The 20,235-nt window shown below is 60.5% G+C and carries 16 protein-coding genes; 13 read left to right on the forward strand and 3 right to left on the reverse strand.

The genetic code is table 11. The features are described 5' to 3' along the window. Positions 1–92: 92 nt before the first annotated feature. The 9 genes from QA635_RS15575 (at position 93) to QA635_RS15615 (ending at position 12,335) form a co-directional block, all read left to right on the forward strand. Positions 93–1,256 carry a glycosyltransferase gene (locus QA635_RS15575; RefSeq protein WP_283070121.1) on the forward strand — a complete coding sequence of 388 codons (1,164 nt, stop codon included), beginning with the start codon at positions 93–95 and terminating at the stop codon, positions 1,254–1,256. A 389-nt stretch (positions 1,257–1,645) separates the two neighbouring features. Then, positions 1,646–2,878, forward strand: coding sequence for a glycosyltransferase (locus QA635_RS15580; RefSeq protein WP_283070123.1), 1,233 nt, complete (start codon positions 1,646–1,648; stop codon positions 2,876–2,878). A 124-nt stretch (positions 2,879–3,002) separates the two neighbouring features. Further along, on the forward strand, positions 3,003–4,127 hold the full coding sequence (locus QA635_RS15585) for a glycosyltransferase (RefSeq protein ID WP_283070124.1): 1,125 nt from the start codon (positions 3,003–3,005) through the stop codon (positions 4,125–4,127). Between the two features lie 23 nt (positions 4,128–4,150). Next, positions 4,151–6,004, forward strand: a complete 1,854-nt coding sequence (asnB, locus tag QA635_RS15590; protein ID WP_283070126.1) for an asparagine synthase (glutamine-hydrolyzing) — start codon at positions 4,151–4,153, stop codon at positions 6,002–6,004. A 22-nt stretch (positions 6,005–6,026) separates the two neighbouring features. Next, entirely contained in the window at positions 6,027–7,151 is a 1,125-nt protein-coding gene (locus QA635_RS15595) for a class I SAM-dependent methyltransferase (protein ID WP_283070128.1), read from the forward strand. Between the two features lie 7 nt (positions 7,152–7,158). After that, positions 7,159–8,037, forward strand: a complete 879-nt coding sequence (locus tag QA635_RS15600) for an NAD-dependent epimerase/dehydratase family protein (RefSeq protein WP_229190128.1) — start codon at positions 7,159–7,161, stop codon at positions 8,035–8,037. A 34-nt stretch (positions 8,038–8,071) separates the two neighbouring features. Continuing rightward, positions 8,072–9,118: a non-hydrolyzing UDP-N-acetylglucosamine 2-epimerase gene (wecB, locus tag QA635_RS15605; protein ID WP_283070132.1), complete on the forward strand. Its 1,047-nt coding sequence runs from the start codon at positions 8,072–8,074 to the stop codon at positions 9,116–9,118. A gap of 137 nt (positions 9,119–9,255) precedes the next feature. Continuing rightward, positions 9,256–10,560 (forward strand): nucleotide sugar dehydrogenase, encoded by a 1,305-nt coding sequence (locus QA635_RS15610; protein WP_229190130.1) that lies wholly within the window; start codon positions 9,256–9,258, stop codon positions 10,558–10,560. Between the two features lie 401 nt (positions 10,561–10,961). Then, complete coding sequence (locus tag QA635_RS15615) at positions 10,962–12,335, forward strand: D-glucuronyl C5-epimerase family protein (protein WP_283070135.1); 1,374 nt, start codon at positions 10,962–10,964, stop codon at positions 12,333–12,335. Between the two features lie 265 nt (positions 12,336–12,600). Here the strand turns inward: QA635_RS15615 and QA635_RS15620 are convergent, their stop codons facing one another. After that, on the reverse strand, positions 12,601–13,962 hold the full coding sequence (locus QA635_RS15620) for a hypothetical protein (protein ID WP_283070137.1): 1,362 nt from the start codon (positions 13,960–13,962) through the stop codon (positions 12,601–12,603). Between the two features lie 447 nt (positions 13,963–14,409). On the opposite strand from QA635_RS15620, the gene QA635_RS15625 reads away from it, so the two are divergent. Genes QA635_RS15625 through QA635_RS15635 form a run of 3 tightly spaced genes read left to right on the forward strand, consistent with a single transcriptional unit; the run spans position 14,410 to position 17,051 of the window. Beyond that, on the forward strand, positions 14,410–15,471 hold the full coding sequence (locus tag QA635_RS15625) for a Gfo/Idh/MocA family protein (protein WP_050383792.1): 1,062 nt from the start codon (positions 14,410–14,412) through the stop codon (positions 15,469–15,471). Next, positions 15,468–15,935, forward strand: coding sequence for an acyltransferase (locus QA635_RS15630; RefSeq protein WP_283070140.1), 468 nt, complete (start codon positions 15,468–15,470; stop codon positions 15,933–15,935). Before QA635_RS15625 ends, QA635_RS15630 begins: the two co-directional genes overlap by 4 nt. A gap of 18 nt (positions 15,936–15,953) precedes the next feature. Beyond that, complete coding sequence (locus QA635_RS15635; protein WP_283070146.1) at positions 15,954–17,051, forward strand: DegT/DnrJ/EryC1/StrS family aminotransferase; 1,098 nt, start codon at positions 15,954–15,956, stop codon at positions 17,049–17,051. 35 nt (positions 17,052–17,086) lie between these two features. On the opposite strand, the gene QA635_RS15640 is transcribed toward QA635_RS15635, so the two are convergent. Continuing rightward, positions 17,087–17,617 carry an HAD family hydrolase gene (locus QA635_RS15640; RefSeq protein WP_283070148.1) on the reverse strand — a complete coding sequence of 177 codons (531 nt, stop codon included), beginning with the start codon at positions 17,615–17,617 and terminating at the stop codon, positions 17,087–17,089. A gap of 104 nt (positions 17,618–17,721) precedes the next feature. Continuing rightward, the gene (locus QA635_RS15645) at positions 17,722–18,945 is read right to left on the reverse strand and encodes a phenylacetate--CoA ligase family protein (RefSeq protein WP_283070150.1); all 1,224 of its coding nucleotides are present in this window, start codon (positions 18,943–18,945) and stop codon (positions 17,722–17,724) included. A gap of 95 nt (positions 18,946–19,040) precedes the next feature. Here QA635_RS15645 and QA635_RS15650 point away from each other — a divergent pair, with 95 nt between their 5' ends. Further along, the gene (locus tag QA635_RS15650) at positions 19,041–20,192 is read left to right on the forward strand and encodes an AGE family epimerase/isomerase (protein ID WP_283070152.1); all 1,152 of its coding nucleotides are present in this window, start codon (positions 19,041–19,043) and stop codon (positions 20,190–20,192) included. Positions 20,193–20,235 lie beyond the last annotated feature (43 nt).

Below are 20,235 nucleotides of genomic sequence, written 5' to 3' on the forward strand. Positions count from 1 at the left end.
TGATGCGTCAGCGCCTTCCGTTGCTCCGGGCGGCTTCGCGGCAAGGTCCTTTCTCCCGGATCGGCACGAATGCCAGCGGGACGGAGGTTGTCATGCTTGTAGTATCCGATCTCCGGATCGATCCTCGCGTGGAGCGCGAGGCTCGCGCGCTGGCCGAGGCCGGATATGAGGTCACGGTGCTTTGTCCGGAGCCGTCCGACGGGGCCGGAGAAAGCTTCAAGATCGATTGGGGGCCGTCGGTGTCGATCAAATGGCTGAATTGGACGGCAGCGTCATTCGTCAGCGAATCTCCCGGATATGTCGGAAATCAGCTCTATGCCGCCGCCGTCACGCTAAAGCCATTTGCGTTTCATGCACACGATCTCAATACGGCCTATGTCGCGCTTGCCGCAGCCAACGTCACCGGCGCCCATCTGATTGTGGACTTTCATGAATGGTTTTCAGAGAACGTGCATTGGGACTCGGGGCGCAAGGAGTACTTGCCATATCCGCAGCCTTGGAAGCGGCAATTGCAGAAACTGGAAGCTCGCTGTTTGCGTGAGGCGTCCGCCACGGTCACGGTTTGCGATTCAATCGCCGATGCCATGAACGCGGAATTGGGAGGCAAGCGTCCCTTGGTGGTGCGGAACATACCTAACATTCACCGCAGCCCGACGAAGAAATATCCGCCGCTCAAGGAACAGCTGAGTCTCGATCAATCGACCTTCGTCCTGCTCTGGCAAGGCGGAACGGGGCCCACCCGCTTGATAGAGCCGATTATTCAGGCTTTGGAATACGCAACGAAGTGCGTGCTCGTCATCAGAGGGCCTTCGCTTGATCTGTTCGGTGAGGGGTATCGTAAGCTAGCGGCCGAGATCGGTGCTGAAGGCCGGCTCATTCTCTTGCCTCCCGTGCCCTCCCACGATGTCGTAGCGGCCGCGCGGGGCGCTGATGCGGGCATTTGGACCTTGCCGGCTCTGTGCAGGAATTTTACGTTTGCCCTGCCCAACAAGATCTTTGAATACCTCGCTTCGGATCTGCCGGTCCTGGCCGCCGATTACCCGGAAGCAAGACGTCTCGTGTCAGGTAACCAGGTCGGGTTGATGTTCGACCCGTACGATCCGAAGTCGATCGCCCGTTCCATCAACAAGCTGATCGAGCAGGCGGATCTGACTGCCAGGCTCCGCGCCAACATAGGCGTAACGCTCGCAAGTCTTGATGCAGGGCGTGAATGGCAGCGTCTGGTGGAAGTCTACAAGCAGCTGCCACGGCGATGATGCAACGTGTCATCCGCTAGTGACGGCATGTATAACCTGCTTCCGTTCATGGCATGCCGCAATACGGCATTTCGGCGACATGCCGCATGGCTAGATTCGTTTTGGCCAACGACGGCCCTGTCCTAAGAACATTTGTCTCTGCAGGTAATTTCGCTATGTATGACCGGTTAAGAGCGGCCTCCAGGCGCGTGCTCCCCGTAACAGTCCGCAGATGGCTGCTTACTGTCTGGTCGATTGCGCGTTCACCAGATCGGAACACCCTGATTCTCTACCAGCTGAGAGCGCTTAGTCGAAAGCTCGCTCGCCTGGTCTTCATCCCGCCGGCCGGCACCGCAGTCTCGAAGGCAATTTTGGATGCCGCTATTTGGCTCAGTCCACGATTCGGCGCCATGCGGTTAAGGTTGGGCCGCGTTCGAACGCTGTGGGGCGTAACACCAATTTTGACGCTGCCACTGAAAGCCAAGGCGGATCGAGCGCTCGGGTTTCGCTCAACGTCTCTTGTTTATGTCACCTACATCATAACCTCGCAGTTCGACATCAATCTCAGGCGTCCCTATGCATTCGCCTGTTCGTTCGGCCTTGGCCTTGCGTTTCAGCGGCTGGTTCTTGCTTGGGCTCTGCTGCGGTATGATGTGTTTCATTTTTTTGCGGATCGCGGGCTGCTGGATTCGACGGCCCGCTTGCAGATCAATTTCGAGGAGCTTGCCGCGCTCCGGCGCGCTGGCAAGCGGGTCTATGTCTACGCCTATGGCGCGGACGTTCGCACCAGGCAGGCAACATTGGCGCTGGGCAGGTGGAATTTCTGCGTCGATTGCACCGAGCCGCCCAAATACTGTACGTGTCATGATGCCGATGCTCAGCGATACGTCTCCGAATTGGACAAGACGGTGACGGCCTTGGTTTCGCTGGGCGACATGCTGACCTACATGCCGACAGCGAGACATATCAATTACTGGCCGCTTGACCTGGGTCCAGCGAGGGCATCCGGTCCCGGCACCTCGTCTGGCTCACTTCGGATCGCTCATGCTCCAAATCACACGCATTTCAAGGGATCAACGTACCTTGAGCAAGTGATCGAGAAGCTGCGTGCTCAGGGGCATCAAATCGAATACTTCAAGATACAGGGCGTTCGTAACAGTCAGGTCCTCAGCCTGTTTGCCGAGAGCGACGTCGTTGCCGACCAGTTTATCGGGGGCGCATACGGCTATACTGCCCTGGAAGGGATGGCGCTCGGCAAGCCGGTGCTGAGCTTCGTGAGGAGCAGAGCTCTGGTCGATGCACCGGACGAATGCCCAATCATCAACACGACCCCAGACGAGCTCGAGCAGGTCCTGCTTTGGATGATGGATAACCGAAGCCGTCTTCGACTGATCGGCGAGCAAGGACGGCGCTACGTGGAACGGTGGCACACGGTTTCGGCCGTTGCTACCCGTTTGGGGCAACTCTACGAGGATACCGCAGACTTCCCGCCCCCAGTGCTGAGCCGGATAAGGAAAATGCGCGCGCAGGAAGAGACACGGCGAAACTCCATTCCGGTAGCCACCGGCTGGCAGCATCCGTTTCAGGTCTCAAGACAATGTGGCGCCGAACAACTTGGCGCTACCGGGACATCCGACACATGACGTTCGTGAGAAAGCACCGCCATCGGCGCAAACAACGAGCGACCGGCCTCGGGCCGAGGCTTGTCTTCGGCCAGGCCGATCGTCGCAATCCCGGATTGGTTGCGTCAGAAGGGGTGGACGCGCGATGAGAATTCTTCACGGCCCCTTCAACATCGGCAATCAGCCTTGGTCGCTCTCGCGCGCGGAACGGCGCCGCGGCAACAGCAGCGACCTGGTGGTAAGAAGCGGCACTTGGTTCAAGTATCCGGTGGACCGGGTCTTGTACGACGACAGCACTAGCCGCTTTCAAAAGACGCTTCGCAGTGCCGCTTTTGGGCTGTTGGCGCTGTTTCGCTACGATGTCCTGCACTACTACTTCGGCTTGACGTTCCTGTATCCGGGATTTCCGTTCCCTGAAACCACTCGAAGGGGCCGCCTGCTCAATCTTCTGGCGACAATTGATCTCAGGATAGCCAAGCGTCTCCGCACCAAGAGATTCATGACGCTTCAGGGGTGCGACGCGCGACTGGCAGGAGAGGGTAACAAGCGAAATCAGTGGACCATGTGCAGCAAGGGCCGCTGTTCAGCGTACGAGACCTGCATCAGCATGCTGGACGCGCGGCGTCGACACCTGATCGACCACGTTCTGCCGCTGTTCGACCGCGTGTTCTATCTCAATCCGGAACTCGGCCACCTCGTCCCGACGGGGCAGTTTCTGCCCTATGCCAATGTCGAAATCGACAAATTTGCGCCTCAGTACCCATCGCCAAGAGGCAAGCCCAAGATTGTGCATGCTCCCAGCGACGGGAGTATCAAGGGTACCCAGCTCATTCTCGATGCTCTGGAGCTCTTGAAATCGAGATTTGAATTCGAGTTGATCCTGGTCGAAAAAAAGACCCACGAGGAGGCGCTGGCCATCTACCGGTCGGCCGATCTTGCCATTGACCAGGTGCTTGCAGGTTGGTACGGCGGCTTTGCCGTTGAGATGATGGCGATGGGGAAGCCGGTGGCATGCTACATTCGGGAAAGCGACCTGAAATTCGTGCCTGAAGCGATGAGGGACGATTTGGCGATTCTGAACATCGATCCCGGACGGCTTGCCGAGGATATCGCTGCAATTCTGGAACGCCGGGACGAGTGGCCCGAACTGGGAAGAAAGGCCCGTCGTTACGTCGAGCGCTGGCACAACCACGATCATATCGCCGATGCGATGCTTGCAGCCTATCACGATACGCACAGCTTGTTTGTGCTGACCCCCGCCGGTTCCTGATCCGTCGCGCTGGCCAGATTCACATGTGCGGTATCTCCGGCATTTTGCATTTCGGTTCGTGTTCGGACGCGGAATTACGCATTCGGCGAATGACATCGAGTATTGAGCATCGGGGCCCCGACGACAGCGGCTATTATTCCTCACCCGACGTCGTGCTCGGTTTTCGCCGCCTTTCGATCGTCGATCTTGCGACAGGCCACCAGCCGATGCGCAACGAGGATGGGACCGTTTGGGTGATATTCAACGGTGAGATCTACAATCACCGTGAGCTGCGCAAGGAACTCGAGGCGGCTGGCCATCGCTTTATGACGGATCACTCGGACACGGAAGTCCTGGTCCATGGCTGGGAGCAATGGGCGACGAATTTGTTCTCGCGGCTCAACGGTATGTTTGCCTGTGCGATCTGGGACGAGAAGCAAGGCGAACTTGTCGTGGCCCGCGACCGCTACGGAATCAAACCGCTTTACCTCTCAAACTTGCCCGGCGGGGGTGTGGTCTTCGGTTCAGAGGTTCGCTGCCTGCATTCCAGCGGTCTGGTCCAGAAGGCCTTTGATGCGTCCGCAACGCTTGAATATTTTACACTGATGAATAACTGGAACGGGCGTACTCCGTTCCGCGACGCTCGGCTTCTGCAGCCCGGCACTTTCGAGCGTTTCGCGAGAGGCCGCCACTCCCGCGGAACGTACTGGTCGGCGTCCTACAACCGCGTTTACTCGCCCAGCCTGTCGCAAGCCTCCGGCGAATTCGCCGAGATCGTTCAGGCTGCGCTGCGGCGACAGTTGGCCGCCGATGTTCCGGTGATGACCTATCTTTCGGGCGGGATCGACAGTTCGGCCATCACGTCCGCCGCCCACCAGATCGATCATAATGTGCGGGCGTATTCCTGCATTTTCGACCTGGAGAATGTCGGAGCGGATAGCTTTGTCGACGAACGGGATTTCTCCCGTGCCGTTGCCAAGAGCTTGGACATCGAGCGCATTGAGTTGACGGTGCCGCAGGATGCGTTGGCAACCAATCTGGACTCCACAGTCGCCGCGCTCGAATATCCCCGAATGGGCATGGCTTATGTGAACTATCTGATTGCGCGCAGGGTCGCCCAGGACGCCAAGGTCGTAATGTCAGGCACGGGCGGTGACGAGGTTACCGGAGGCTATGTAGGGAGATACGCTATCGTGTCTCGGCCTGCATCGCTGATGCTGCGGGCAGCTCGATGGCTTCGTTCGGTCAGGTATCGAAGGCCGTCGCCGACAGATCCTTTTGCTTTGTACAGGGCCAATTTGAACGTTCCTGTTTCGGCCCAACAAATCGGAGACGCGTTCACGCCGGAGTTTCTCCGGGCCGCGGCCGGATTTGATCCAGTCGCGGCGATCAATGACGCTATCAATGCGGCGCCGTCACGAGATCCGTGGGACGTCGTGATGCACGTGGATTTTACGACCTACCTGCCAGGTCTGCTGGTCCTAGAAGACAAATTGTCGATGGCGCACTCTTTGGAAGCGAGGGTGCCGCTCCTGGACAACGAGGTTGTGGACTACTTGCTCAACGTCGATTGGAAGCTCCTGTCCGATGGCGTAACCGGAAAGATTCTGTTTCGCGAAGCTGTTCGGCCGCTCGTGCCGGAGGTCATATACCGCAAGCCGAAAATGGGCTTTGGACCGCCGGATGCTTCCTGGTACAGAGGAATCCTTCGTCCATGGATCGAGGAGCAGCTTTCGGAATCCCGAATCAAGCGGAGAGGCGTACTGCAACATGCATTCGTCCGCCGGATTCTTGACGAGCATTTTTCCGAGAAGGCTAACCACGTCGCCTTGATATGGAGCCTGTTGAGTTTCGAAGCATGGTGCCGACAACACGGCGCCTACGGCGGTCCCGTCTGATAGCGACACGAGGTATTAATTCATGCGACCTGTCGACAGTTCTCTGCTGCGGCCTGCCGGCCAGGCCTTGAACCTGGAGGTTTTCTCTCAGGTCGATGGTCATGTGCTCGAGGGTCTGCTTCGGACGCATGAGCCGTCGGTTTGGTATCCGATCTTACAGGGAGTTCCGTGCTTCCTGGGTGGGCCGATGAAACCCGACCTGACGGACTTCTGCGCGCGCCACGGACTGAAGGAACCGGTGACGGCTCCAACACGACCGGAGGCCAGCGAACAAGCCAAGACCAACGAAACCTTTTCCGACAAGTGGCGGCGTTTCAAGCAGTACGGCTTGGAGCCCGAGCACAAGGAATTTCTGTTCGGCTGGTACTGCAAGAAGCTCGGTCTGCCGGATATTGACGCGCTTCAGGATTTCTATCGCGCCAAGCGGCGCGTGTTGGAGGTTGGGCCGGGCTCTGGGTTCAACACTCGCTTCATCGCTGAGAATTGTCCTGGCGAGGTGTTCGCACTTGACGTTTCGGATGCGGCGTTCACGACCTTCGAGAATACCCGCGATCTGCACAATTGCTGCGTGGTTCAGGCCGATCTGATGGAAGCACCGTTTCCTGACGACACATTCGATTTCATTATTGCAGACGGGGTGCTGCATCACACGCCGAACACTCAATTGGCTGTGGAAGCGCTATACAAGAAGGTGCGTCCGGGCGGACAGTTCTTCTTCTATGTCTACCGGAAGATGGGCGCTGTCCGCGTATTTACCGACGGCTACCTGCGCGAAAACTTCATGCCGCTTTCGGCGGAAGAGTGTTATGCGGCTTGCGAAGGCATCACCGAGCTCGGACGCGAATTGTCTCGCCTGAATGCGACCATCGAGCTCAAGAAACCCATTCCCGCGTTGGGAATTCCTGCAGGCAAGCACAACGTTCAACGGTTGCTTTATTACAATTTCCTGAAATGCTTCTGGAACGAAGCCTTCGACTACGAGACCAACAATATGGTCAATTTCGACTGGTATCATCCTCACAATGCCTGGCAGCACACCGAGGAGGAAGTCGAGGGCTGGCTGAAGGGATTGGGTGTAGAGACCTACAGCTTCAACGACTCTAATCCGAATGGGATCTCCGTCCTTGCGACGAAGCCTTTAGCCTGATTTGAACATGCGGATATTGCTGACAGGGGCCACCGGGTTTGTCGGCTCTACACTTGGTCCTCGGCTAGTTGCCGCGGGTCACGAGCTCTTTTGTGTTTGCCGGCCCGAATCGCCGGTCGCTTTCGGCGACAAGGTGATTTGGGACGGGCGGGCGGAAATTGATTTCCCCAAGCTGCCTGACAAAGTCGACGTCGTCATTCATCTCGCGCAGTCGCGCAACTACCGTCATTTTCCGGCGGATGCGGGCGACATGTTTGCGGTCAACGTGGCGATGACGATGTTCCTGCTCGAATGGGCAGCGAAATCCAAGGTCAAACAGTTCTGCCTGGTGTCATCCGGAGCCGTATACGAGCCGTTCGTCGGCTCTCTGAAGGAAGACAAATCGCTGGCTCCCGCCGGCTTTTTGGGGGCGAGCAAGCTTGCGTCGGAGATCATCGCAAGGCCGTTCGCCAGCGTCTTCGCATTAAACATCTTGAGACTGTTTTTTCCCTACGGACCCGGTCAACATGGTCGTCTCATCCCGGAGCTCGTACGTCGAGTTCGTGACGGCACGGCGGTTCACTTGACCGACAACGGCGAGGGCGTTCGTCTGACGCCGACTCTTGTCGATGATGTCGTCGAAGTCATCCTTGCAAGCGTCACACATGGCTGGACGGAAACGTTGAATGTTGCGACGCCAGAGATGCTGACGATTCGTCAAATTGCCGATATGATCGGCAGGCAGCTCGGTGTTGAGCCGAAATTCGAGCTCGTCAAGACACCGTCGGCCAGCATCGTTCCTGATCTCGGTCGGCTTGCAAGCCGGTTTCAGCTCGATCGTTTCACGCGATTTGAGGACGGCTTGCGCAAGACCATAGGCGCGGATCTTCCACGCAGCACCACATGACGATCAACCCTGTACCAGTCTCTGGGGAGTACTCGTGAAGATCCTCACCATCGTCGGCGCGCGGCCGCAGTTCATCAAAGCGGCGGCCGTCAGTCGCGCAATTCGGGAAACCGGCGGGCTTACCGAAGTGATGATCCATACCGGTCAACACTTCGATGCGAACATGTCCGCAGTGTTTTTCGAAGAACTAGACATTCCTGAGCCCCGCCATCACCTCGATATCAACGGCGGTGGCCACGGAGATATGACCGGACGGATGCTGGCGGCCATTGAGCCGATCCTGCTCGCGGAGAAGCCCGACTGGGTCGTCGTCTACGGCGACACGAACTCCACACTGGCCGGGTCGCTCGCGGCCTCCAAGCTGCACATCCCGGTGGCTCACGTAGAGGCAGGGCTTCGCTCGTTCAACCGGCGCATGCCCGAGGAAATCAATCGACTGGTCACCGACCATCTCTCGACGATGCATCTTTGCCCAACCGGGACCGCCGTCGCAAATCTCGCGGCCGAAGGCGTCACCGACGGCGTTCATCACGTCGGCGACGTCATGTATGACGCCACGCTGTTCGCTATCGACAGGGCTGCAAAGAGCTCGACGATACTTTCTGATCTGTCCCTGTCGCCGAAGGAATATGCCATCGCTACGGTGCATCGCGCGGAGAACACCGATGACCCGCGGAACCTTCGCGCGGTCGTGCACTTTCTGCAGGAGCACGCGAAGCAGTACCAGATAGTCGTGCCATTGCACCCGCGGACCCGGCAGGCCGCAGCCCGAATGGGAGTGAGCCTGGATGGGCTAAGGGTTATTGATCCGATCGGCTATCTAGACATGGCGAAGCTGTTACACCACGCTACAGAGGTCTATACGGATTCCGGCGGACTTCAAAAGGAGGCCTATTTCCATCGTGTACCGTGCACGACGCTCCGTGACGAAACCGAATGGACCGAGACGATCGAGAACGGGTGGAACCGGCTCTGGAAGGGGCCGGAGCGTGCCGAACGCCGAGAGATCGGGGAATACGGGCAGGGGCGGGCAGCCTTCGCGATTTCCAGTCTGCTGAAAACCGGAATCCAGATGCAGTAATGACGTAAGTTCGACGAAAACTGCCCTCTTGGGGTTGTTCGCCGACCAAGGCTAGTCTAGGAAACCCGTGCAGGCTGTCCTTTTCTGCCATCCATTAATCCGAAAATGCCGCTATACCCGGCTCACGAGTCTCAACAATGAACTCCGACCTGATCGAGAAGCTCGACCGTAAAACGGCGAAGATTGGCATCGTTGGTTTGGGCTATGTCGGCCTTCCGCTGTTGCTCCGCTATTGCGAGGTTGGCTACCAGGTCATCGGCTTCGACATCGACCAACGCAAGGTTGATCAGCTTCAAGCCGGCCATTCCTACATCGAGCATATTCCGGCTTCGAGCGTGAAGGCTGCAAACGAGCGTGGCTTTGAAGCAACAACGGATTTTTCCAGAGCCAAGGAAGTGGACGCGCTGATTCTTTGCGTTCCTACTCCACTCAATAAGTATCGCGAACCCGATCTTAGCTTCGTGCTGAGCACGACGGAGTCGTTGCTGCCCCATCTGCACCAAGGCATGATCATATCGCTTGAGAGCACAACCTACCCCGGAACGACTGAAGAGGAACTGAGGCCGCGCGTCGAGAGCCGTGGGCTAAAGGCAGGAAGCGACGTATTTCTGGTCTTTTCACCGGAGCGCGAAGATCCCGGCAATCAAAACTTCACGACGCGATCCATTCCGAAGGTCTGCGGCGGCTGTACGCCGGCGTGCCTCGAGGCGGGCATCGCGCTCTATCGGCAGGTGATCGACAAGGTTGTCCCGGTGAGCTCGACTCAGGCCGCCGAACTCACGAAGCTCCTGGAGAATATCCACCGTTCGGTCAACATCGGCCTCGTCAACGAGATGAAGATGGTCGCCGACCGGATGGGCATCGACATTCACGAAGTGATCCGCGCCGCAGCAACCAAGCCGTTCGGATTCGTGCCCTATTATCCCGGCCCGGGAATTGGTGGTCACTGCATTCCGATCGATCCGTTCTACCTCACCTGGAAAGCGCGCGAATTCGGTATGCACACGCGCTTCATCGAGCTTGCCGGTGAGATCAATTCGTCGATGCCGGACTATGTGGTTTCGAAACTCTCGCTTGCGCTCAACCAGCGCAACAAGTCGATCAACGGCAGTTCGGTGCTTGTACTGGGGATTGCATACAAGAAGAATGTCGATGATGTTCGCGAGTCACCATCCGTGTTGCTCATGGAGAGGCTTCGGGATCTCGGCGCCAAGGTGGCGTATAGCGACCCGCACGTGGCTTCATTCCCGAAAATGCGCGCGCATTCGTTCGACCTGTCGAGCGTAGCGCTGACTGCCGACAACCTGCGGCGTTTCGATTGCGTCCTGCTCGCAACTGATCACGATAAGTTTGACTATGAGTTGATCCGGGCACAGGCACCGCTGATTGTCGATTGTCGCGGCAAATTCATTCAGTCGGCCGACAACGTGGTTCGCGCGTAAACGCGAGCGGGCGCCGGCTGTTTTGGTGATCGAGCCGAGAGCCGCCTAATAGCATGAGCAACCGGGCCGGTCGTGGCGCGGACGCTGCGATGATCGCTGCCGTCGTCCAGGCGCTGAAGGCGACGAGGTGATCGGCCCTTCCCGTCCGGAGCAGTTTGGGTGACGGTAGCCATCAAGCCGGTCAACTTCCGCAAGGGAATGGAGGGCTTGCGATGCTGGTGCGCGAGCACAGCCGCCCAGCCACGCCTTCACAAGCGCGTCTTCGAATCGCAGGCAGATTGGAAGCGTGTGGGGCGGTCATGGCGCGTCGGGAGCGGTCATGGATTGCCGATCTTGGATGTGAGTTGTTGGCATGACCTTCCCCCGGGAGGTCTACACCTTGTGCGACTTGAGGAATTCAAATGACTAGAGCGAGCGCCGCATTGTTCACGGCAATCTTCATCATTGGAGGCGCCGCCAAGGCTGAGCCAATGCAGTCGACGACGACTGAATCGTCTCCCTATCTCGGCATTCCAGCTCTCGTCGAACACAAGAACGCGCAATTCCTGCGACCTTACTTCGCTATGAGGGCCGGCTTGCGAGTGCGCTACGTTAAGAATATCTTCTCGACCTACCAACCAGACATGATGTGGTTCCCCTCGATCGAGAACGGCAGGCAGATTCTCGCCTGGCAGACATTTGACGGATCGGCCGGCCTTTACGGTGTGTTCCCTGGTAGTGAGCTTGAGCTGGTCGATGACACTTTGTACGATTTCGGGGTTGGCGCGCTCTTCGTTAAGGTCAAATCGAAGGACAAGCCGGAGTGTTACCTTCCATTGGAAACTCTTGTCGGGGAGACAGAGCCCGCAAACTCCGCGTTGTTGGCTGCTTCTGATCGGTCTCAGTTTTACAGGCATGCGTCGGTAGAGTTTGATGGCATAAGGCTTTACGAACAAACCGTCAGTCATGATCGGAAACAGTTCGAGAAGTTTGTTAGTCTGCTCGCTCGTCCAGAAGACTATGCCACTCAACTTTCCGGCGGACAGCCTGGCGGAGTTCACCCGTTGTTCGCTGCCTCATCGGTACGCGGAATGCTCTTCACTGCTCTATCGGACGGGATAGCGCCAGAGCAAAAGGCCGACGCGATCGCCTCAGCCGAGATCTTCGCCAAGCATTATATCAGTTCCGCAAAGAGAGAGGTTGCGCCCGGCGTCTTCGCTTGGCCATACAACTTCGAATGGACCATGAACTGGGGAATTAAACTGAGCCCGCCCTGGTATTCCGCGTTTGCGAATGGTCAGATCCTGAGTGTGTGTGCTCTTCTTTACCGGCTGACCGGAAAGGATGAATACAAAACTCTCGCAGGCGAGGCCTTCAGCTTCATTAAAACGCCAATATCATCTGGCGGCTCCGAATATGATGTCTCAGGGTTCAAGCTTCCGGCGGAGTACGTATACCCAACTCCACCTACGCCAAATGTTCGCGTGCTCGACGGAGAACTTGCCGCTTCGATTGCAATCTACAATGCGTCCCGCCTCTTGGGAGATTCCGAGATGCTAAGGGTTTCCTTTCGATATTTGGCGAGTCTGGCCATGCAGCTGGACCTCTATACGACTGCAAATGGAGACTTGCGGTTTTCGATGTATGGCGGATCCATGCCGGATGGCTATCGTTGGCCAATGTGGGCCATGTTGCAGGAAGCAGCGATCATCACGAAGGACCGACGGTTTACTGAAGCGGCCCGCAAGCTTACACCGTTCATCGGTAAGGCTTGGTGCGACCAGTACGGGTGCTGACCGCGTTGGCTCTTCTTAACGTGGCTCCAATACGTTCAAGTGTGTCGGACCAATTCATTTGAGCCGCTAGCAGTACGCTCAACCTGTGCTTCGTTGCTGCCGGTTTGTTTCGCCCTAAGCCTCGGCCCTGATCGGCGGTAGGTCACTTACGGTGATCCGCAAGTCTCCCCGTTCCCAAAAGATGCAGGCGCATTCGTTCGACCTGTCGAGTGTGGCGCTCACTGAGGACAATGTGCGCCGCTTCGATTGCGCCCCGAGCGGCGCGCTAGCCGGCACTTGCCGCTTGCAAATGTTCGCTCATAGCGGTCGTCGACGCTGCCGTCTGGCCGAATGCTGACCGCGGCGTAATGTACCAGAGCAGGAACAGCAGACCGGTGCCGTTCGTCAGCAGGGCGGTCGAAAGCGGCACATTGAGGAGGACCTGGGGGAGCAGCCCCGCGGAGAGCAGCACGAATTGCGACGGCAATCCGGACGACAGGCGATTGCCGAGAGCAATGATCAGGCCGCAGCCCAGCGCGGATACCGGGGCGAGTACGAGGCCGACCGAAGCGACGCCTTCGGTGGCGAACAGCGAAGCATTAAAGGCGCCGAGATCGTAGGCCTTGGCCATGACGGCCCATATTGGCTCATCATAGGCGCAGGCAACCACGAGCTTCAACGCGTTGATCTGGCAGAAATGGGTCAGCGGGTGCGCCGAGAAGTAGTTGTTGTAGACTTCAAGGGCGAGCGACGGGATCGCAACCATCCTGGTGTTGACGGTGCCGAAATAAACCAATGCGGGCTTGATTGGCAGCACCTCGGCCTTGACCAGGAAGAACAGGATAGTGCCGATCAGGATCGGCAGGAAAAACGACAGGATCGTCGTGACCCTGGCCTCAGCCAGCTTGCAGATCAGCGCGAGAAACAGCAGCCAGACCGGAGCAAACAGCGCCATCTTGGTCAGCATGATCGGGTAGAACATCAGCATCAGAAGCAGAGCGGCTCCTGCCTGCCAGATCCGCTTGCTGGCGACGAAGCAGGCAAAGGCGAACGGCAACAGCGCGTTCGAGACGATCCAGACCGCATATCGCAGGACGCCCGGCAACGCGAGCTCCGCTCGATATTTGTAGATCTCGGCGAGATCGACCAGCTTGAGGTTGTAGAGAGACCCGATGCCGATGATCGCGACTGAGGCAATCAGGATGACGGAAGGCATCATGTGAAAGGCGCGCGCCGGCATGACGACAGCCTGCCGTACCGGCGCGGTGATGAACAGCACGGGGGCGAGGAATGCGAGCGCCGAAAGCACGATCGAGGCGAGCGCCAGGCGATGATCGTAATCGAGCACCGAAAATTCGATCAGCCAGAGATACCCCAGGACCATGATGTAGAAGTAGAAGCCGACGAGATAGCCAAAGCTGAAGCGACCGATCGCGAACAGGATGACGACGGGACTGAACGCCAATACGTTGACGATTGCGGATGCCAGGTGTGCCTTGTCGAAGGCGATGACACCCGGGAAGGAATCGATGATCGTGATGCAGTACAGCGAGATGCAGCAAACCACGACGTGGGCATAGGCAAGCAGGGCAAGCTTGGCCTGGCGCCATCCGAAACCGGCCTCCAGCTGAATAACGCGATCGTTCATTCTCACCTACCGCCGTCTTGGGCTGCGCGTTTGGGACCGTCTCGTGGATAGTCATCGTATTCGGCAGACTAACCTGCGATCGCCAACCGATGCCGCCCTTTGAGCCAGGGGCATGGCACGACGCCGATAAGACGACAAGAACTATGCTGGTCCTTCATCCTATTATTCCTGGTTAATAACGCAAATGCCGCTTGTTGCTCCGGGGGGTAGGGGAGCGGTTGTCCCTGATCGGATCGCCGTTACCCGGCGATGCTTGTCGCAAGGACTTTTGCCATGCTCACAAAGGCCAAGCGCGCCGAGGCCGCGCCGCCTGACTGGTGCATGGCCTTGCCTTACCCCGAGTTTTCTGGGTAATGGACGTTGTCGCGCGGCTCGCAAGGCCGCTTGTTCCCTCGGCTCTTCGGCAGGCTGCAATGGCCGGCCACGAGACAAGACAGGGCCTGTTGCATGATCAGATTTGGCCTGCTCGGATGCGGGCGTATCGCCAAGCGCCACTCCGATCTCCTGGGTGGCAATCACATCGAGGGAGCGAGCCTGGTCGCGGTCTGCGATCCGATCCGCGCACGCGCCGATGCGGTTGCCGGGAAGTTCGGTGTTGCGGCCCATTACGACATGGACGAATTCCTGGCGCGGAAGGACATCGATGCCGTCGCCGTGCTGACGCCGAGCGGGCTGCATCCCGCGCATGTGATCGCCTGCGCCAAGGCCGGCAAGCACACCGTGGTCGAGAAGCCCATGGCGCTGCGGCTGCAGGACGCCGACGACATGATCCGGGCCTGCGACCAGGCCGGCGTCAAGATGTTCATCGTCAAGCAGAACCGCTTCAACGTGCCGGTGGTCAAGGCGCGCGAGGCGCTCGACGCCGGCCGCTTCGGCAAGCTCATCCTGGGGACGGTCCGGGTGCGCTGGTGCCGCGACCAGGCCTATTACGACCAGGACGATTGGCGCGGCACCTGGGCCTATGACGGCGGCGTGCTGACCAATCAGGCGAGCCACCATGTCGACATGCTGGAGTGGTTCTTCGGCGACGTGGTGAGCGTGCATGCGCGCGCGGCAACGGCGCTGGCCAATATCGAAACCGAGGATACGGCCGTCGCAACGCTGAAGTTCCGCAACGGCGCGCTCGGGATCATCGAGGCGACCACCGCGGCGCGCCCGACCGATCTCGAGGGCTCGCTCTCGATCCTGGGCGAAAAGGGCACCGTCGAGATTTCGGGCTTCGCGGTCAACCAGATCCGGCACTGGCGGTTTGTCGACGAGCTGCCGTCCGACAAGGACGTCGTGGAGAAGTTCTCGGTCAACCCGCCCAACGTCTACGGCTTCGGCCATCAGGCCTATTATCACCATGTGGTCGATTGCCTCGAGAACCAGCGCGCCGCGCTGGTCGACGGGCTCGAGGGCCGCAAGAGCCTGGAGTTGATCTCGGCCCTCTATGAGTCGATCGAGACCGGCGAGGAAGTCGCGCTGCGCTTCACGCCACGGCTGAGCCGGCTGGGCGTCGTTTCGTGAACCGGCCGGAGGTGCATCAGGCGAGCGTGCGTGATGTCGCGTTCGGCGAACGCGTCAAGATCGTCGAGCCGTGCAACCTCTATGGCTGCAAGCTCGGCGACGACTGCTTCGTCGGCCCCTTCACCGAAATCCAGAAGGGCGTGATCGTCGGCGCGCGCACCCGCGTGCAGTCGCATGCCTTCGTCTGCGAGCTCGTCACCATCGGCGAGGACTGTTTCATCGGTCACGGTGTGATGTTCGTCAACGACACGTTCTCCACCGGCGGCCCGGCGCGTGGACGCAAGGAGCTGTGGCGCGAGACGGTGATCGGCAACCGGGTGTCGATCGGCTCCAACGCGACGATCATGCCGGTCAGGATCGTCGACGACGTCGTCATCGGCGCCGGATCGGTGGTGACCAAGGACATCACGACGCCGGGCACCTATGCCGGCAATCCGGCGCGCCGGCTGCTGACGAGCCAATAGGGCAATAGGGGAATATCGATGGCGGTGCCGTATGCCGACCTGCAACTGCAATACCAGTCCATCAAGGGCGAGATCGACGCTGCGATCGCCGGCGTGATCGGCGACAACGCCTTCATTCGCGGCAGCTATGTCGACGCCTTCGAACGCGAATTTGCGGCGGCGGCCGAGGTCGCTCATTGCGTGTCCTGCGCCAACGGCACCGACGCGCTTTACCTCGCCATGCGGGCGCTGAAGGTGAAGCCGGGCGACGAGGTGATCACGACGGCGCATTCCTGGATATCGACCGCGGCGATGATCACCCATTCCGGTGCCACCGTCGTGTTCTGCGACACCGACGAGGCGACGTTCACGATCGATCCGGCGGCCATCGAGGCCGCGATCACGCCGCGGACGGTCGGCATCATCCCGGTGCATCTCTATGGCCAGCCCGCGGACATGGACGCGATCATGGCGATCGCGCGGAAACACAAGCTGTGGGTGATCGAGGATTGCGCCCAGGCCCATCTCGCGCGCTACAAGGGCCGTATGGTCGGCACCTTCGGCGAGGCCGCGACCTATTCATTCTATCCCGGCAAGAATCTCGGCGCGATGGGAGATGCCGGCGCGGTCGTCACCAACGACGCGGCGCTCGCCGAGCAGATGGCCATGCTGGCGCGCCACGGTGGACTGGTGAAGCACCAGCACCACATCGAAGGCATCAACAGCCGGCTCGACGGCATGCAGGCGGCGATCCTCTCCGCCAAGCTGCCGCATCTTGCCGCCTGGACCCAGGCCCGGCAGACGGCGGCCGAGGTCTATGATGTCGGCCTCAACCAGATCGAGGATGTCGTGGTGCCCGAGGTCGCGCCGGCGCGCAGCCACGTCTATCACCTCTACACGATCAGGCATCCGCGCCGCGCCGCGCTCGCCGCCCATCTCAACGCGAATGGCGTGCAGACCGCCATCAACTATCCCACCGCGCTGCCATTCCTGCCGGCCTATACGCGGTTCGATCACCGGCCGGAGCAGTTCCCCAACGCGCATCGCGATCAGGGCCGGATTCTCTCGCTGCCGATGTTCGCCGAGATCACGCGCCGGCAGCAGGACGAGGTGATCGAGCTGATCCGGAAGTTCTGATCGCGATCGCGGCCTCGTGCCTGACGCTGTGGTCGTCAGCTCCCGAGCAGCAGAGGCCTCAGGAACTGTTCCAGATTGGAGCCTGAGAACAGGTAGCCCTTCAGCCCGGCCGCACGTGCCGCCTCGAGATCCGTCGGCTGATCGCCGACCAGAAAGCTGCGTTCGACGTCGACCGGAAAGCGTTCCAGCAGATCATTAATCATGCCCGGCGACGGTTTGCGCCGGTGGCTGACCTGCCGATATCGTTCAACGGTCCCTTCAGGATGGAACGGGCAGTATTCAAAGGCGTCGATATGCGCGCCGATCCTGCCGAGCTCATCCGCCATCCAGTCGTGAAGCTGCCGGACGTGTGTCTCCTCGTAGAGACCCCTTGCGACGCCTGACTGGTTGGTCACGACGAACGCAAAATACCCCATGTCGTTGACGGCCTTGACCGCCTCGCGCGCGCCGTCGATCCAGACCACCCTGTGGCTTTCGAACAGGTAACCGATGTCCTGGTTCAGGACGCCGTCCCGATCGAAGAACACGGCCGGCCTTCGCGGCTGATCTCCGGAAGCGCTGCTCATGAGGTGATGATCCGTCCGTCTCCACGGGGCACGAGCTAGCTCAATAGTTCACAACGCCGCGCGCGACAAATCCGGACGGGTCAAACGCCGGGTGATCTCAAGGCCTATCGCTCGTCCGCAATCACCTTGCCGTCGTTCGGCAGCGAGCCCGGGCCGACCAGCTCGACGGTGCCGCCGAGCTTTGTCACGGCACGCAGCGTTGCCGCGACCTCGCCCTGCAGGGCATCCGGTGCCGAGGCGCATTCGGCCCGCAGCGTCATCGCGTCGGCCTCGCCGGCGCGTGTGACGACGAGGCGAAGCCGTCCAAGCTCGGGATGCCGCTTGCCGATCTCCGCGATCTGCTCGGGGCGCACGAACATCCCCTTCACCTTGGTGGTCTGGTCAGCGCGGCCCATCCAGCCCTTGATTCGCATGTTGGTGCGTCCGCACCGGCTCGCGCCGGGCAGGGCGGCGGTCAGGTCGCCGAGCGCGAGGCGAATCCAGGGGTGGTGCGGATCGAGCGAGGTCACCACGATCTCGCCGACGTCACCCGGCGCAACCGGATCGCCGGTGCCGGGCTTGACGATCTCCAGGATCAGGTCCTCGTTGACCGTCATCCCCTCGCGCGCCGCCGTCTCGAACGCGATCAGGCCGAGATCGGCGGTGCCGAAGGCTTGGTAGGCCTCGACGCCGCGCGACTTCATCTCCTCCTGCAGCGACTTCGGAAATGCCGCGCCTGAGACCAGCGCGCGCTTGATCGAGGATACGTCGCGGCCGGCGGTGGCGGCGGCGTCGAGCAGGATCTTCAGGAAGTCCGGGGTGCCGCTATAGCCGACCGGGCGATAGGCCTCGATCAGCTCGAATTGCTGCTCGGTGTTGCCGGGGCCCGCCGGGATCACCGCACAGCCGAGCGCCCGCGCCGAGGCGTCGAAAATGAAGCCACCGGGGGTGAGGTGATAGCTGAAGGTGTTCAGCACCACATCCCCCTCGCGAAAGCCCGCCGCAAACAGCGCCCGGGCGCCGCGCCAGGGATCCGCCTGGCGGCCCTCGGGCTCGAAGATCGGTCCGGGCGAGGTGAAGAGCCGGGCGAACGAGCCGGGCCTGTCGGCCACGAAGCCGCCGAACGGCGGGGCGGCCTTGTGCAGGGCCGGCAGTTCCGACTTGCGCAGCACCGGCAGCCCCGCCAGCGCCTCCCGGCTGGTGATGGAGGCGGGATCGGTACCCCTCAACAGGTCGGCATAGGCGGGCGCTGCCATCGCCTTGCACAGCATCTCAGGCAGCCGGGCGAACAACGCGGCCTCGCGCTGGGCCGGATCGCGCGTTTCAAGGGCGTCGTAATGGTCGGTCATGGCAGGTCCTTGAGAGGATGTGCGCGGGTTGCGTGCCGGTCCGCCCGTGCTATCAGACGGTGACCGCTGACATTGGGACGGTTCCAGGGAGCACGATGGCTGAGGCAGAGAGCGTTGCGGCGGACGGGGCCGCCGACGTCGTCGCGAGGCTGAAGCGCCGCATCATTGGCGAGGCCCTGCCGCTGTGGTCGACCGCAGGCTGGGACAGCAGCGCCGGCGGCTTTGTCGACCGGCTGCACAAGGACGGGACAGCCGACCGCGCCGCCCCGCGCCGGATCATGGTGCAGGCGCGCCAGATTTATTGCTACGCCAAGGCGGCCCAGCTGGGCTGGTACCCGGAAGGACGCGCGGTCGCGCTTAAGGGGCTGGACTACCTGCTGGCCAAGGCCAAGGCGCCGGACGGCCGGCCCGGCTTCGTCTACAGCCTGACCGCGGAGGGCGGCGTGCACGATCCGCTGCGCGACACCTACGGCCACGCCTTCGTGCTGCTCGCGCTCGCGACCGCCTACGGCCTCGACCAGGACGCCCAGATCCGCGCCGAGATCGACGCGCTGCTGTCGTTCCTCGATACCCAGCTGCGCTCGCCCCATGGCGGCTTCCACGAGGGCCTGCCGCCCTCGATGCCGCGCCGGCAGAACCCGCAGATGCATCTGTTCGAGGCGATGATCGCCTGCTTCGACGCGACCCACGATTTGTCGTTCCAGAACCGCGCCGGCGATTTCTTCGCGCTGTTCCTGGCCAACCTCTACGACAAGCAGACGCGCACCCTCGGCGAATATTTCGAGGAGGACTGGTCGAAGATCCCGCCGGTCAGCGTCGAGCCCGGCCACCTCGCGGAATGGGTCTGGCTGCTGAAGGGATTCGAGCGGATCACCGGCTGTCCGACCGGGCGACCGCGCGGCGAGCTGCTGGCGTCGGCGCTGCGCTATCGCGACGCGGCCACCGGCTGCCTGGTCGACGAGGGCGACGCCGAGGGCAACATCCGCCGCCACACACGCCGGCTGTGGCCGCAGAGCGAGCTGGCGAAGGCCTGGATCGCGCAGGCCGAGTCGGGCGAAGCCGGCGCGACGGACGAGGCGCGTGCGGCGCTGGTGCTGCTCGAGCGGCACTATCTTGGCCATGCCGTGGCCGGCGGCTGGTACGACCAGTTCGACCGCGAGGGCAATTCGCTGGTCGACACGATCCCGGCGTCGTCGTTCTATCATGTGCTCTGCGCGGTCACTGAAGCCGAGCAAGTGCTCGGATAGAACCGCCTTCCTGGTCTGACGCGTTTCTGCACACGCAACTCCG

This window comes from Bradyrhizobium brasilense, from assembly GCF_029714345.1.
GTDB lineage: Bacteria > Pseudomonadota > Alphaproteobacteria > Rhizobiales > Xanthobacteraceae > Bradyrhizobium > Bradyrhizobium australafricanum.